This window comes from Paremcibacter congregatus, assembly GCF_006385135.1.
Taxonomy (GTDB): Bacteria; Pseudomonadota; Alphaproteobacteria; order Sphingomonadales; family Emcibacteraceae; genus Paremcibacter; species Paremcibacter congregatus.
Genome location: NZ_CP041025.1, coordinates 1580744 through 1595948 on the forward strand (window position 1 = coordinate 1580744; position 15205 = coordinate 1595948).

At 53.3% G+C, this 15205-nt stretch carries 12 protein-coding genes; 5 read left to right on the forward strand and 7 right to left on the reverse strand.

What is annotated here, in order from left to right; all coding sequences use genetic code 11:
• Positions 1–98: 98 nt before the first annotated feature.
• The gene (locus FIV45_RS07005; RefSeq protein WP_165776936.1) at positions 99–1571 is read right to left on the reverse strand and encodes a DUF945 family protein; all 1473 of its coding nucleotides are present in this window, start codon (positions 1569–1571) and stop codon (positions 99–101) included.
• Positions 1572–1702: 131 nt separating this feature from the next.
• Here FIV45_RS07005 and gor point away from each other — a divergent pair, with 131 nt between their 5' ends.
• The 5 genes from gor to cysS all read left to right on the forward strand — a co-directional run bounded on the left by gor (position 1703) and on the right by cysS (position 9066).
• Positions 1703–3052, forward strand: a complete 1350-nt coding sequence (gene gor, locus FIV45_RS07010; protein ID WP_099471658.1) for a glutathione-disulfide reductase — start codon at positions 1703–1705, stop codon at positions 3050–3052.
• 140 nt (positions 3053–3192) lie between these two features.
• Positions 3193–4581 carry a class II 3-deoxy-7-phosphoheptulonate synthase gene (locus FIV45_RS07015; protein WP_099471659.1) on the forward strand — a complete coding sequence of 463 codons (1389 nt, stop codon included), beginning with the start codon at positions 3193–3195 and terminating at the stop codon, positions 4579–4581.
• A 37-nt stretch (positions 4582–4618) separates the two neighbouring features.
• The gene (locus tag FIV45_RS07020; protein WP_099471660.1) at positions 4619–6298 is read left to right on the forward strand and encodes an NAD+ synthase; all 1680 of its coding nucleotides are present in this window, start codon (positions 4619–4621) and stop codon (positions 6296–6298) included.
• Positions 6299–6307: 9 nt separating this feature from the next.
• On the forward strand, positions 6308–7645 hold the full coding sequence (gene gltX, locus FIV45_RS07025) for a glutamate--tRNA ligase (protein WP_099471661.1): 1338 nt from the start codon (positions 6308–6310) through the stop codon (positions 7643–7645).
• Complete coding sequence (cysS, locus tag FIV45_RS07030; protein WP_099471662.1) at positions 7642–9066, forward strand: cysteine--tRNA ligase; 1425 nt, start codon at positions 7642–7644, stop codon at positions 9064–9066. Before gltX ends, cysS begins: the two co-directional genes overlap by 4 nt.
• A 167-nt stretch (positions 9067–9233) precedes the next feature.
• On the opposite strand, the gene FIV45_RS07035 is transcribed toward cysS, so the two are convergent.
• The 6 genes from FIV45_RS07035 to FIV45_RS07060 form a co-directional block, all read right to left on the reverse strand.
• On the reverse strand, positions 9234–9977 hold the full coding sequence (locus FIV45_RS07035) for an SDR family NAD(P)-dependent oxidoreductase (RefSeq protein ID WP_099471663.1): 744 nt from the start codon (positions 9975–9977) through the stop codon (positions 9234–9236).
• A 19-nt stretch (positions 9978–9996) separates the two neighbouring features.
• Positions 9997–11514, reverse strand: coding sequence for an amidophosphoribosyltransferase (gene purF, locus FIV45_RS07040; RefSeq protein WP_099471664.1), 1518 nt, complete (start codon positions 11512–11514; stop codon positions 9997–9999).
• A 72-nt stretch (positions 11515–11586) separates the two neighbouring features.
• Entirely contained in the window at positions 11587–12237 is a 651-nt protein-coding gene (locus FIV45_RS07045) for a CvpA family protein (RefSeq protein WP_099471665.1), read from the reverse strand.
• 27 nt (positions 12238–12264) lie between these two features.
• On the reverse strand, positions 12265–13644 hold the full coding sequence (gene radA, locus FIV45_RS07050) for a DNA repair protein RadA (protein WP_099471666.1): 1380 nt from the start codon (positions 13642–13644) through the stop codon (positions 12265–12267).
• A 1-nt stretch (position 13645) separates the two neighbouring features.
• A complete protein-coding gene (locus tag FIV45_RS07055) occupies positions 13646–14422 on the reverse strand; it encodes an ABC transporter ATP-binding protein (RefSeq protein WP_099471667.1) in 777 nt (258 codons plus the stop codon).
• Positions 14419–15195, reverse strand: a complete 777-nt coding sequence (locus tag FIV45_RS07060; RefSeq protein WP_099471668.1) for an MlaE family ABC transporter permease — start codon at positions 15193–15195, stop codon at positions 14419–14421. The genes FIV45_RS07055 and FIV45_RS07060 overlap by 4 nt, the downstream gene beginning before the upstream one ends.
• Positions 15196–15205 lie beyond the last annotated feature (10 nt).

Below are 15205 nucleotides of genomic sequence, written 5' to 3' on the forward strand. Positions count from 1 at the left end.
CGGGATGATGTAAAAAATGTTACGTCTGGGGAAATGGCGCAGTTAAAAAAGGCGCCCTGAAATTCAGGACGCCTTTTGCTGGATACTGAAAGAACGCCTTACATGCCCGGTAAGGCCAGTTGCTTGCCATTGATCAGGCGTTTGCCGTCTTTCATCTCGAAATGGCTGGTAAATGTGTCGCCGTTCTGAGTGAAATACCCCTGACTGACCATTTGTTGCAACATCATGGAGGTCTGGACCTTGACGGTCTGGGACAGCTGTTCCGGGGGCAGGGCGGATAAATCCATGCCGGCCGCCGCCATTTGCTGTTTCATGGTCAGTTCCATGATGGCGGTGGCCAGTGGCTTATCAAACGTAATGTCGGTGGTGTTGATCAGGCGTTTGTTCAACGCCACGGGATCGGACAGAACCTGAATATTCTGCAGGTTCTCACCATTGATGTTCAGTTTCGAAGTGCCTTGAAGGCGGCCATTCCCCATGCTGAAATCAAGCTTTTTGATGATGATTTCCGGTGAGCCTTTGATCAGCTGCTCCCCAACCCGGGTCGCGATACGCTGTGTCTTGACGGCAATCTCCTGCTCTGTCGGGGTGCTGCCGTCTTCATTCTTATAAAGCGCCTGAATGGATTTGACATAATCGGTTACGGCCGCCAGATCAAGGTGGTTGGCTTCGATATCCAGCGTGACGTCTTTCAACGACAATTGTGGGATGCTGAATTCTTTCGAGGAGAGTAATGCTTTCAGGGTGAGGGCCTTTTCGCTCTCCTTGGCGAGATCATATTCACTATACAGGTTTTTGAGCTGCAGATTGCCCGTGGGCATCTTAATCATCATCTCGGTGAAGGTCGTGGTTCCTTTGCCGAGCCACAAATGATCATTGAGCTTGTCTCCGCTAACGTCGGCCTGGATCAGTCCCATTGCCACTTTGACCTTATCGTTTTCCAGATTCATCTTGTTCAGTGTAACGTGAGCGTCGTATTTATCCATGGCTGCGTTGATGGTGGCACTTGCTTTCATGCCATCATAGGCGATGATCAATCTCTGGCCGGCGATGTCGGAATAATCCGTCTTGAATGCCGGACTGTTCATCTCAATGGTGGTGCTGCCGCCATAGGAAACCTTTGCCGCCAGTTGCATCAGGCTGTTGATTTGGGCTTTTTGCTTGAAGATTTTATAGGCTTCATGATTGATATCCTGCAATTTCCCTTCCAGGGTCATCAGGGCAAAATTTATGCCGTTTTGAAACGTGACCGGCCCGTGGGCGATATCAATGTCAAATGTCAGGCCTTCTTTCAGTAGGCTCAGCAGCGCGTCATCTTCGGGCGATTTATCCGCGGTGTCCTTTTGCATGATGTTGAGTGTATGTTGATCAAAGCCGTATGTGATAACAGCATGGGAAGTGAACCAACCTTGATCGTAGGACTTAATATTGAGGGCGTAGCCGGGGATTTCGGAAATCTGTTCCGCCTGCTGCTGAAGGGTGTCCCGGGCCATGTCGCCCACCAGGTAGGGCGCTCCGCCGAAAAATACGACACCGGCCAGAAGTAAACCGATAACTTTTTTGTTATTCACGAGATTTCCCCTCATATTTGCTGTTCATTTGTCGTGCAGACTATAAACTAATCTGTATAGGGGTCACTTGAAAAATTAAAGTTACACTCTAAATTAAAGCCTCGTTCAGCGTTCACTCAGGGAATATATATATGTTTGATTACGATTTTTTTGTTATTGGCGCCGGGTCCGGCGGTGTTCGGGCGAGCCGCATGGCGGCGACTTACGGGGCCAAAGTCGGGCTATGTGAAGATTATCGTGTCGGCGGAACCTGTGTGATCCGGGGCTGTGTCCCTAAAAAGCTTTTTGTCTATGCCTCGGAATATTCCGCGCACTTCAGCGACAGCAAAGGGTTTGGCTGGTCCGGGGATGAACAGAAATTTGACTGGCCTGCCCTGATTGCGGCCAAGGATAAGGAAATCGACCGTCTTAACGGCCTGTATATCCAGAATCTGAAAAATAGTGACGTGGAAATCATTCAGGCGCGAGGCAAGATGCTTGACGCCCATACCGTTGAACTGTCGTCTGCGGATGGTGTACGCACGGTGACTGCGGATAAAATTCTGATCGCCACGGGCGGCTGGCCGCAGATGCCGGATATTCCGGGCATTGAACACGCCATCAGCTCGAATGAAGCTTTCCATCTTGAAACATTGCCGCAGAAAATGGCGATTGTCGGTGGCGGCTATATTGCTGTTGAATTCGCCGGTATTTTCAACGGTATGGGGGTTGAAACCCATCTGTTGTATCGCGGGGAACAAATCCTGCGCGGGTTTGACAAGGAAATCGCCACCAAGCTCAATGAAGAAATGAGCAAGAAGTCTGTTGATGTCCGGGTACAGACCAACGTCACGGAAATTATCAAGACAGATAGCGGGCTGAACCTGAAACTTACCGATGGTTCTATCCTGACAGTTGATGCGGTGATGTTTGCCACCGGTCGGGTGCCAAATGTCAAAGGGCTCGGCCTGGAAGATCTTGGCGTAGAGATGAAACAGAATGGCGCCATCATCATTGACGAGGATTTCAAGACCTCGGTCGAGAATATCTTTGCGGTCGGTGATGTAACGGACCGGGTACAGCTTACCCCGGTGGCGATCAAGGAAGGTGCGGCTTTGACCGCGACACAGTTTAATGATACCCCGACCCGGGTTGATTATGACAATATTCCAACGGCGGTATTTTCCCAGCCGTCCATCGGTACTGTGGGGTTGAGCGAGGAGCAGGCTGCCAAGAAATTTGGCGATGATATCAAGGTTTATCGTTCCGAATATCGTTCGATGAAATTTACCCTGAGTGGTCGCCCGGAACGTTCCCTGATGAAGTTAATCACGCAAAAATCAACCGATAAGGTCATTGGGGTACATATGATAGGGCCTGATTCGGCGGAAATTATCCAGGGTATTGCCATCGCCATGAAATGCGGGGCGACAAAAGCCCAGTTTGATGCGACTGTTGCCGTGCATCCCTCATCAGCGGAAGAGTTTGTCTTGATGAAATAAGATGGTTTCCTATGAAATAATATTTTAGTGAAACAATGTTTATTGGAAGAAAATGCCTTTTTAATGCGCTTTTTTCTGGTAAAGTCTGATGCAGGGTCTTATACGGGAGCCTGAGAAATGACTGAGAATTGGATGATATTATGAGTAAAGCCTGGACGCCTGATAGTTGGAGATCAAAAAAAATCCGACAGGTCCCGGAATATGCCGACCAAGACGCCTTGAAAGCAGTTGAAAAAGAACTGGGCACCTGTCCGCCCCTGGTCTTTGCCGGGGAAGCACGTCGGTTGACTACGCAACTGGGACAAGTGGCGGCCGGAAAGGCGTTTTTGCTTCAGGGCGGTGACTGTGCCGAGAGCTTTGGTGAATTTCATCCAGACAATATTCGTGACACCTTCCGTGTCTTGCTGCAGATGTCTGTAGCAATGACCTATGCGGCGGCCTGCCCGGTGGTCAAGGTGGGCCGTATGGCGGGACAGTTCGCCAAACCGCGTAGTGGGCCGACCGAAACCCAGGACGGGGTCGAATTGCCGAGTTACCGTGGAGATATCATTAATGGTATCGAGTTCACGCCGGAAGCCCGGATACCGGATCCAAAACGCATGTTGCGGGCCTACAGCCAGTCGGCCTCGACACTCAATCTGCTGCGGGCCTTCGCGCAAGGGGGCTATGCCAATCTGCATAAGGTTCACCAGTGGAATCTGGAATTTGTCACCAATAATCCGGCCTCGGAACAATATACCGACCTGGCCAATCGTATTGATGAGGCGCTCAGCTTTATGCGGGCCTGCGGCGTCGATGCGGAAACCCGTGAACTTGCGGGAACTGATTTCTATACCTCTCACGAGGCACTTCTGCTGTGGTATGAAGAGGCCTTGACCCGGATCGACAGCACCACAGGGCGCTGGTATGATACGTCAGGCCATATGTTATGGATTGGCGACCGTACCAGGGTTCTGGATGAGGCGCATATCGAATTCCTGTCCGGCGTTGGCAACCCGTTGGGGCTGAAAGTCGGACCGACTACGGATATGGATGACTTGATTCGCATCCTCGATAAGGTCAACCCGCAAAATGAAGCGGGACGGGTGACATTGATTTGTCGCATGGGCGCGGATTTGGTGGAGAAAAAACTGCCGCCAATCATTCGGCGTATAGAGGAAGAGGGGTGCCAGGTGGTCTGGTCTTCCGATCCGATGCATGGCAACACCATCAAGTCGTCCAGTGGTTTCAAAACCCGCCCGTTTGAACGGGTTCTGGCCGAAATCCGCCGTTTCTTCCGGGTTCATCGGGGGGAAGGCACATACGCCGGCGGGGTTCATTTCGAGATGACCGGCCAGAATGTCACCGAATGTACAGGCGGTGCGGAAGCCATCACCGACGAGAAACTCGGAGACCGCTACCGCACCTTCTGCGATCCTCGTTTGAACGCCAGTCAGTCACTTGAGCTTGCTTTCCTGATTGCAGAAAGTCTAAAAGAAGAACGTCAGGCGTTGGCGAAACAGATGGACTCTGATCTCGCCTCTGCCTGAGTTTTTATAACTTATCCAGAGAGGCGAATTGGGCCAGATGAATCAGTTGAAAATTGCACTTGCGACCCTGAATCCGACGGTCGGGGACCTGTCGGGCAACAGCCAGAAAATCGAGGCGGCCTATCGGGCCGCCGCCGGGGACGGTGCAGACCTTGTGGTGTTCAGCGAACTCTGCCTGATCGGCTATCCACCCGAAGATATTGTGCTGAAAGGGGCTTTTCAAAAGGCCGCTATGGACCAGGCCAGAGAACTGGCGCTGGCGACGACTGATGGCCCGGGGATGCTGATTGGTTGTTGCTGGTATAATGACGGGGTACTTTATAATGCCGCGCTTTTGCTGGATCAGGGCCGTATCGCCGAGGTGCGGGCCAAATGTGATCTGCCCAATTACGGCGTCTTTGATGAAATACGCATTTTCCAGCCGGGCCCCCATGCCCGCTGCATGGAGTATCGCGGTGTCGCCCTCGGGGTGATGATCTGCGAAGATATGTGGAAACCCGGTGTATCGGCGATGTTGAAGGTCGACGGAGCGGAACTTCTGATCGTGCTCAATGGCTCTCCTTTCGAACAGGACAAATATCCGGAACGGCAGAAGCTCGCCACCTTGCGGGTTAGTGAAACCAGTTTGCCGCTGATTTATGTCAATCAGGTGGGGGGACAGGATGAACTTGCCTTTGATGGCGGGGCCTTTGTCCTCAATCGCGAGGGGGGGCTTGTGGCCCGTTCTGAAAGCTGGCGGGAAACTACCCTGCTTACCACCTGGACCCGTGAAACCGACGTCTGGGCCTGTGCCGAAACGGATATACATCCGGCGCCGGGGGGCTATGAAGCCTTGTATCAGGCCATGGTGACCGGATTGCGGGATTATGTGTACAAAAACCGTTTTCCAGGGGTGGTTCTGGGCATGTCAGGCGGGATCGACAGTGCCCTCAGCGCCGTGGTCGCAGTTGATGCCCTGGGCGCAGAAAATGTTCATCTGGTGATGATGCCATCCAAATATACCAGTGAGGAAAGCCTGCTGGATGCGGCGATCTGTGCCGAATGGCTGGGCGCACGCATTGACAATATTCCGATTGATCCGGCAGTTCAGGCGTTTGGCCAGATGCTCGTCGGGCAGTTTGCCGGAACGGAAGAGGATACAACGGAAGAAAATCTGCAATCGCGGATTCGCGGTGTGACCCTGATGGCGATCAGCAACAAGTTTGGTCACATGCTGTTGACCACCGGCAACAAGTCGGAAATGTCCGTGGGCTATGCAACACTGTATGGTGATATGTGTGGCGGCTATTCAGTTTTGAAAGACCTGTATAAAACGGATGTCTTTGGCATCAGTGAATGGCGGAACGTCAACCATCCGGCCGGAAGTCTTGGTCCGAAAGGTCAGGTGATGCCGCAAAATATTATCAGCAAGCCGCCAACCGCCGAATTGCGGCCCGATCAGAAAGATGAAGACAGTCTGCCGCCGTATGAGGTTCTGGATGATATTCTTCAGTGTCTGATTGAGCAGGAAATGCATGTGGACGAGATTGTCGAACGGGGCCATGATTTTGATACTGTCGCCCGGATCGAACATCTGTTATACATCGCCGAATATAAAAGACGGCAGGCACCGCCCGGGGTGAAACTCACCCGACGTAACTTTGGCCGCGACCGTCGTTATCCGATTACCAATGGTTTTCGCAATGCCCGCCTGAAGGGTTCGAAAGCCGAAACATGAGATACACCAATGACTAAAGCTGTAAAAGTTCGTTTCGCCCCAAGCCCAACCGGCCTGCTTCATGTAGGTAACGTGCGCACTGCGCTGGTCAATTGGCTGTTTTGCCGTCAGCAGGGCGGCAGTTTTCTGCTTAGGCTTGATGACACGGATCAGGCACGTTCGACGGAAGCCTTTGCCGAGGCGATTGAACGGGATCTTGCCTGGCTTGGCCTGACGTGGGACGAAAAGGCCCGCCAGTCGGACCGCATTCCCGCTTACGAAGCCGCGGTCGAGAAACTGAAAGCCGAAGGACGGCTCTATCCTTGTTATGAAACGGGTCAGGAACTGGACCTGAAACGCAAAATTCAGCTCGGGCAAGGCAAGCCGCCGGTCTATGATCGTGCCGGTTTGGCGCTCAGTGAAGAGGAAGTGAAAGCTTTTGAAGCCGAGGGCCGCAACCCTCATTGGCGTTTCAAGCTTGATTTACCGGCGCGGGTGGAATGGAACGATCTGGTCAAGGGACATCAGAGCTTTGATCTTGCGGCCCTGAGTGATCCAATTCTTATTCGGGGGGACGGGACATTCCTCTATACACTGCCTTCCGTGGTCGATGATATTGATTTCGGCATCACCCATATTATGCGTGGGGAAGATCATGCCGCCAACAGTGCCGTTCAGGCGCAGTTGTTTGAAGCCCTGGGCGGGACAGTGCCCGCCTATGCCCATTTCTCGTTGTTGACCGGGGCAGGTGGAGAGGGGCTGTCAAAACGCCTTGGCACCGCCAGCATACAGTCATACCGTGAGGAAGACGGCCTGGAAGCCATGAGCATCAACAGTTTGCTGGCGCGTCTGGGGTCTTCTGATCCCATTGAACCGATGACGTCGCTTGAGCCACTTGTTGCCGGGTTTGATTTTGGCAAATACAGCCGCTCGACGGCCAAGTTTGACCCCAAGGATCTGGAAACATTGAACGCGAAAATTCTGCATCATACGGACTTTGACGCCGTTGCGGATCGCCTGTCGGATGTGGAAGAAACGTTGTGGAACATTTGTCGCGGCAATATCAATAAATTGAATGATATACATGCGTTACAAAAAATTGTTAAAGGACCACTTGAGCCTGTAATTGCGGATAAGGATTTTGCGGAACAGGCGTTGGCGGTTCTGCCAGAAGCCCCATGGGATGCGACGACCTGGAAGGCCTGGACCACGGCGGTGAAGGATAAAACCGGCGCCAAGGGCAAGGCCTTGTTCATGCCGTTGCGGCAAGCGGTGACGGGCATGGATCACGGGCCGGAGATGGGCGGATTATTGCCGTTGATTGATCCAGAAATTGTCAAGGCCCGCCTGCAAGGGAAGACCGCATGACCTTGAAACTGTTTAATACCCTGAGTAAGCAGAAAGAAACTTTCACGCCAATTGATCCCGATCATGTGACGATATATGTCTGTGGTCCGACGGTCTATAATTTCGCCCATGTGGGCAACGCCCGGCCAGTTGTGGTTTTTGATCAGCTGGTGCGCCTGCTGCGTCATGATTATCCGAAAGTCACCTATGCCCGCAATATTACGGATATAGATGACAAGATCATTGAAGCGTCCCAGGAAAGTGGTGTGTCGATTGGGGAGATTACCGAGAAATATACACGAATTTATGAAGCGGATATGGGCGCGTTGAATACGCGCCTGCCGGATATTCGCCCAAAGGCGACCGAATATATTCCCCAGATGATCAAGATGACAGCGGACCTGATCGCCAAGGGGCATGCCTACGAGAAAGACGGCCATGTGCTTTTCTCGGTCGCGAGCATGGAAAATTACGGCGAACTATCCGGTCGCAAGCTGGAAGATATGCTGGCCGGCGCGCGGGTGGATGTGGCTTCCTATAAAAAAGACGCCGGGGATTTTATCCTGTGGAAACCCTCGACCGACGCGCAGCCGGGCTGGGACAGTCCGTGGGGCCGGGGGCGTCCGGGCTGGCATCTGGAATGTAGTTGCATGATCGAAGATAATTTCGGCACCACCATTGATATTCATGGTGGCGGGCTGGACTTGATCTTCCCGCATCATGAAAACGAGATAGCACAGAGCCGCTGCGCCCATGATGGCGCCGCGCTGGCTAATTACTGGATGCATAACGGTTATCTTACGGTTGACGGCGAAAAAATGTCGAAGTCTCTGGGCAATTTCGTCACCGTTCATGAATTGCTGGAAGAATTTCCCGGTAAGGGTGAAGCGATCCGCATGTGTCTGTTGAGCGCCCATTACCGACAGCCGGTAGATTTCAGTCGTGACGGCATAGCGCAGGCTGAACGTCAATTAAAACGATGGTACCGCTTGATAAAAGATGGTGTGAATACAGAAGATGTAAACGTTCCCGACACTGTTCTTGAGGCTCTTAGGGATGACTTAAATACACCGAAAGCCCTTGCAGAATTGAACAAACTCGCAAAAAATGGTGTGAGTAGTGAATTTGCAGTAAAGCAACTAAAAATTGCGGCAAATCTTTTTGGCCTTTTGGAACAAGATCCTGCTACATACTTAAAAACCCCACTTATTTTGAGTGGTCAGCCTACTACAGTTGTTCAACGTGGTGATATTTCGGGTGGCCAGCCCTGCGTACAATATTCTTCCGAACAGGAAAAAATTGACGGATTAGTTGCCGAGCGTACCGAAGCTAAGAAAAACAATGACTTCACCCGGGCTGATGAAATTCGAGCAGAACTAACCGAACAGGGCATCGTTCTGCTGGATAAACCTGATGGGACGACGGATTGGGAACGCAAATAGCACTCCCTCACTATCGTCATTCCGGCCTCTTGCGCCGGAATCTATTTTGATATTAAATCAGAAATCTTCAGGTTACGCAGGAAGTTGATATAAATGTGGATCCCGGGTCGAAAGCCCGGGATGACAGGGAAGTCCCCACACAATCCTGAATCAGCGAAGCGTTGCCCTTAGAACAACTCCTCATACTTCCCTGCTTTATAGTCGGCGTAGGAAATGATCTCGCCATTGGCCGTAAAGATTTCCTCCGACATTTTGACAAATAGCGGCGCGATATCAGCCGGGGTATCCAGAATGTCCGGGTCTTCTCCCGGCATGGCGGCGGCGCGCATGCTGGTCCGGATCGGGCCAGGATTGATGATGTTGGCCCGTACATTTGTATTATTAGCGACTTCGAGCGCGTAGGTCTTGACCATGCAATTCAGCGCCGCCTTGGTGGTGGCGTAGCCTCCCCAATAGGCCCTGCATTGTTCCGCGACAGTAGACGTGACGAAGGTCGCCCGCCCGGCGTCAGCAGCCTTGAGCAGGGCATCAAAAGACCGCAGCAGACGGTAATTGGCGGTGACGTTGATCGCCATCAGTTGATCCCATTCTTTTGGCGGGATATGACCGATCGGGCTGATCGGGCCGAGAATGCCGGCATTGCCGATCAGGATATCAAGCTTGCCCCATTGCTTGGCTATGTGACCACCTAAATTGTCGATGGCGGCAAAATCTGTCAGGTCCATCGGGACAAGTGTTGCGGTACCACCAAGTTCCTTAACCGCATCATCCATGTCTTCCAGCGCCCCTGTTGTGCGGCCAACCATAATAATATGGGCGCCTTCACGGGCGAGGGCCTGTACGACGCCGGCGCCAATGCCGCGGGTGGCGCCTGTCACCAGGGCGATTTTACCGTCAAGGGTTCCTGTCATGATGTGCGTTCTTTCAGCTTTATTTGGATTTAGAATTCGATTCATTGAGGAATGATATCTGTTCCGGGGCGTCATGCTGATTCTTGTCGGTCAGATGGGTCGGGTATTCCCCGGTGAAACAGGCGTCGCAATATTGCGGCTCGTCAGGATTCCGGTCGGCGTCGCAAACGGCGCGATAGAGGCCGTCTATGGAAATGAAGTCGAGACTGTCAGCGCCGATATATTTGGTCATTTCCTCAATCGACATGCGGGAGGCGAGCAGCTTGTCCTTTTCCGGCGTGTCGACGCCGTAATAGCAAGGATCGGTGGTTGGCGGGCTGGCGATGCGGAGATGCACTTCCTTGGCCCCGGCCTGGCGCACCATGTCGACAATCTTGATGGATGTGGTGCCGCGGACGATGCTGTCATCAACGAGAACCACGATCTTTCCTTCGATCTCGCCGCGATTGGCATTATGCTTCAGTTTGACACCGAGATGGCGAATCTGGTCGGATGGCTCAATAAAGGTCCGGCCGACATAATGGTTGCGGATGATGCCGAGTTCAAACGGGATGCCGGCTTCCTGAGCATAACCAATGGCCGCAGGGGTGCCAGAATCCGGTACAGGCACTACAAGATCCGCCTTGACCTTGGATTCTTTCGCCAGTTCCCGCCCGATATGTTTGCGTACCTTATAGACACTCGTCCCGTCCGTGAGACTGTCGGGGCGGGAGAAATAAACATGTTCAAAAATGCAGGGACGGGGCTTCTGAACCGGGAAAGGCTTCAGGGAATGCAGCCCGTTTTCATCAATGGTGATTACCTCGCCGGGCTCCACGTCTCTGATATATTCTGCGCCGATGATATCCAGAGCGCAGGTCTCGGAAGCGAAAATATAACTGCTGTCTGAAAGTTTGCCAAGCACGAGAGGACGCACACCGAGCGGATCACGCGCGCCAATCAGGCGTTTCTTGCTGAGTGCGACAATGGCGAAGGCACCTTCGATCCGGCGCAGAGCATCAATGAAACGATCCTGAAGGGCCTGATAGGTGCTGGTGGCGACCAGATGGATCAAAACTTCCGAATCCGATGTGGACTGGAAGATAGATCCCTTGCTGACCAGCAACTGACGCAAGGTTACGGCATTGGTCAGGTTGCCATTGTGGGCTACTGCGAAGCCGCCGGATGCGAGATCGGCGAACAGGGGCTGAATATTGCGCATTCCGCCGCCGCCGGCGGTTGAATAACGGACATGTCCGATGGCGCTATCGCCGGGCAGGGATTCTATGATCGGCTGGCTGTTGAAGTTATCGGCCACATGGCCCTGAGACTTATGAGAATGGAACTGGTTTTTATCAAAGGTGACGATCCCGGCGGCTTCCTGTCCCCGATGTTGCAAGGCATGCAAGCCGAGTACGGTATGGGCGGCGGATTCCGGATGCTTGTAGATGCCAAAGACGCCGCATTCATCATGAAACTTGTCATCCCCTTCAGACGAAAACGGACTTGTCGCTAGTGGGGCCTGAGGGGCGAGGGGGGACGAATTACGATCTGTCATATTTTAGCCAACTCATGAAAATGGTAATTGGGGGCGTTATATTGCCTATTATAGCAGATGGGAACCTTTATTTTAATCTTTCGAGAGTTTCTCGAACAGTTTGTTCATCTCTTCCTGATTTTCTTTTTTATATTTCTTGTCTTCCTTGTCATCTGCCGGGAAGGAAGGCATCATTTTCTTGACCCGTTCCAGTGCTTCCAGGTCTTTTCGCTTCTCGTCAAAGTAGGGGTTCAGGGTGGTGACCATGCTGGCGCCATACTGGATCAGGGGCCGGGATTTGGCGTCCTTGAACCAGTCGGGGTGATTATTTTCTGAAATAAAGGGCAGGGTGATCATATACAGGCAACTGATGAAGAACATGCCGCCGACCAGACCGAACAAAAGCCCCATGGCGCTATCAAGTGAGCCAATATCGCTGTTTTTAACAATCTTGCCAACCATGCCGGCGATCATTTTCAGGGTCAGTAAAGACAGGGCAAACAGAATGGCGTAAGTCAATCCGAAGGCCATAAGGTCCGGCTGAATGATTTCGCTTACTTTGGGCAGCACAAAGGGGGCAAAACCGGTGGTGACGAAATAGGCCCCGCCCCAGGCCGCCAAAGTGAGCGCCGAAGCGGTAAAGCCGCGCACGTAGGAAGCAATGCCAAAAATGAGCAGAATCAGAATGACGGTAATATCCAGCGGATTGACACTGAAGCCTTGGTAGAGATCACTAGTAATCATGTTGACGCATTCCTTGTCATATCACCCCTATTGTAGCGCATCCTGAGCTATCAGGTCGACCAGTTTAGAGACCTGATCCAGTTCTGTAAACTTGAGGCTTCGGCCTTTTTGCTTGATGCCCGTGGGGATAAAAGCCTGCATAAAGCCGAGTTTCGCGGATTCCTTCACCCGGGCTTCAGCCTGTGACACGGGTCTGATTTCGCCGGACAGGCTGATTTCGCCAAAGAGGATGGTTTCTTCCGGTATTGGACGATCAGAAAGTGACGATATCAAGGCGGCGGCGACCGCCATATCGGCGGCGGGTTCCGTAATGCGCAATCCGCCCGCCACATTGAGGTAAATATCATAGGCGCCGAGCCCAAGGCCGCATCGGGCATCCAGCACGGCGATAATCATCGCAAGCCGGCCATTATCCCAGCCAACAACGGCGCGGCGCGGTTGCCCAAGAGAGGAGGGCGCGACGAGCGCCTGAATTTCCACCAGCATCGGTCGAGAGCCTTCCATGCCGGCGAAGATGGCCGATCCGCTGATGTCGCCGGAACGGTTGCCGATAAACAGGGCCGAGGGGTTGGAGACTTCCTGCAGTCCCAGATCGCTCATCTCAAACACACCAATTTCGTCGGTGCCGCCAAAGCGGTTTTTCACCGCCCGGAGAATACGGAACTGATGGCCCCGGTCGCCTTCGAAGTAGAGCACAGTATCGACCATATGTTCCAGTACCCGGGGACCGGCGATCTGTCCATCCTTGGTCACATGCCCGACCAGAAGGATACAGACATTCTTGCGTTTGGCGTAATGGATCAGTTCCTGGGCGCAGGTGCGGACCTGGGTTACGGTGCCGGGGGCGCTTTCCACCGTATCGGCATACATGGTCTGGATGGAATCGATCACCACCACCTGCAGGCCGGGTTGTTGATCCAGAGTGGTCAGTATATCGCGCAGATTTGTTTCGGAGCCAAGGCGCACCGGACTTTTTTCATGGCCGAGTCTTTTGGCGCGCATTCGCACCTGTGAAATGGATTCTTCGCCGGAGATATAGACTGTATTGACATTATTTTGCGCCAGACGGCTGACAGCCTGCAGCAGAATGGTCGATTTACCGATGCCGGGGTCGCCGCCGATCAGGATGGCGGAACCGGGCACCAGTCCCCCGCCACAGGCCCGGTCGAATTCATTTATGGTGGATATCAGACGCGGCGGCGGCGTATCCTCGCCCTGCAGGTCACCAAGGTCAATGACCCGTCCTTTGCTGCTGCTGGCGGACGCTTTGCCAAGTCCTGTCGGGGTGGCGGAGGTCTGTTCCTCAACAATGCTGTTCCACTCATTGCAGGCCTCGCACTGGCCGGCCCATTTGCCGGTGATGGACCCGCAGGACTGACAGACAAATGTTTTGCGCTGTTTTGCCATGTTACGCTTTCAGGACTTCCATCTGGATTGGCCCTTCGGCCTTGCCGTGAATGAATTGTTCGACGTATGGATTGTTGCTGTGGTCAATGTCGGCCCGGGGACCGCTCCAGATGATCTTGCCTTTGTAGATCATGGCAACCTTGTCGGCGATTTTGCGCACGCTCGACATGTCATGGGTGATGGTCAGGGCCGTGGCGCCAACTTCCTTGACACATTCGACAATCAGTTCGTTGATCACATCGGCCATGATCGGGTCGAGCCCGGTGGTCGGTTCATCAAAGAAGATAATTTCCGGCTTGTTGGCGATGGCGCGGGCAAGGCCAACTCGTTTTTGCATGCCACCGGATAATTCTGCGGGGCTCAGGGTCGCTACATCGGGGGTGAGACCGACCCGGCGCAGGTTTTCAATGGCGATTTCCTTGGCATCTTTGCGGCTGACTTTGCGTTCTGCCAGCAGACCGAAGGCGACATTTTCCCACACCGGCAAACTGTCGAACAGGGCGGCGCCCTGGAACAGCATACCGAATTTCCGCTGCAGTCGCTTGCGGTCATTGCCGGTCAGGCCCACGGTTTCCTCGCCATCGACCTTGATGCTGCCGCCATCAGGGTGCAACAGGCCAAGAATGCATTTCAGGGTTACGGATTTGCCGGACCCGGATCCGCCAATGATCACCATGGATTCACCGGGCATGACATCGAGATCGACGCTGTCCAGTACCACTTTGGGGCCAAATTTTTTATGCAGTCCTTTTAAACTGATCTTGGGCGTTTGGGTCATGATGCGAAAAACAGCTCCGTTACGATATAGTTGGACAAAAGGATCAGCATGCAGGCCGAAACCACGGCATTGGTGGTGGAAATCCCCACGCCTTGTGCGCCGCCGCGGCTATGATAGCCGTGATAGCAGCCCATCAAGGAGATGAAGAAGCCGAATACGGCCCCCTTGGTCAGACTGGCGTAGACATCCATGGCTTCCAGAAAATCCATGGTCAGGGTCATGTAATTGCCGGCATTGAAATTAAGTTTCCCCGTGGCGATCAGAAACCCGCCCATCACGCCAACCGTATCGGCAACGATGACCAGCATGAACGGCATCATCAGGGTGGTGGCGATAATCCGGGGGGCAATAAGATATTTAAACGGGTCTGTGGACAGGGTCGCCATGGCGTCGATCTGTTCGGTAACCCGCATGGTGCCCAGTTCCGCGGCCATGGAGGCGCTGACCCGACCGGCGACGATCAGGCCGCAGAGCACGGGCCCGAGTTCGCGGACGATACCGATGACCACAATGCTGGGCAGGGCGCTTTCAGCATTGAAGCGCGAACCGCCCTCGTAAATATTGAGCGCCAGCGCCGCACCGGTGAACAGGGCCGTCAATCCGACGACCGGCAGGGAATAATAGCCGATGGTCATCATTTGACGGATCAGGGATCTGAAATAAAATGGCGGGGTAAACATATGCGACAGGGCGGTAATGGCGAACAGCCCTAACCGGCCGGCGGCCTGTAAAAAGCTAAAAGCAATCCGCCCGATGACGGCTAGAAAATTCATATTCTCACCC

Bases quoted from the DNA above. Each gene is read 5' to 3' on its own strand.
- gor (WP_099471658.1), top strand. From the start codon at position 1,703: ATGTTTGATTACGATTTTTTTGTTATTGGCGCCGGGTCCGGCGGTGTT.
- FIV45_RS07015 (WP_099471659.1), top strand. From the start codon at position 3,193: ATGAGTAAAGCCTGGACGCCTGATAGTTGGAGATCAAAAAAAATCCGA.
- FIV45_RS07020 (WP_099471660.1), top strand. From the start codon at position 4,619: ATGAATCAGTTGAAAATTGCACTTGCGACCCTGAATCCGACGGTCGGG.
- gltX (WP_099471661.1), top strand. From the start codon at position 6,308: ATGACTAAAGCTGTAAAAGTTCGTTTCGCCCCAAGCCCAACCGGCCTG.
- cysS (WP_099471662.1), top strand. From the start codon at position 7,642: ATGACCTTGAAACTGTTTAATACCCTGAGTAAGCAGAAAGAAACTTTC.
- FIV45_RS07035 (WP_099471663.1), bottom strand. From the start codon at position 9,977: ATGACAGGAACCCTTGACGGTAAAATCGCCCTGGTGACAGGCGCCACC.
- purF (WP_099471664.1), bottom strand. From the start codon at position 11,514: ATGACAGATCGTAATTCGTCCCCCCTCGCCCCTCAGGCCCCACTAGCG.
- FIV45_RS07045 (WP_099471665.1), bottom strand. From the start codon at position 12,237: ATGATTACTAGTGATCTCTACCAAGGCTTCAGTGTCAATCCGCTGGAT.
- radA (WP_099471666.1), bottom strand. From the start codon at position 13,644: ATGGCAAAACAGCGCAAAACATTTGTCTGTCAGTCCTGCGGGTCCATC.
- FIV45_RS07055 (WP_099471667.1), bottom strand. From the start codon at position 14,422: ATGACCCAAACGCCCAAGATCAGTTTAAAAGGACTGCATAAAAAATTT.
- FIV45_RS07060 (WP_099471668.1), bottom strand. From the start codon at position 15,195: ATGAATTTTCTAGCCGTCATCGGGCGGATTGCTTTTAGCTTTTTACAG.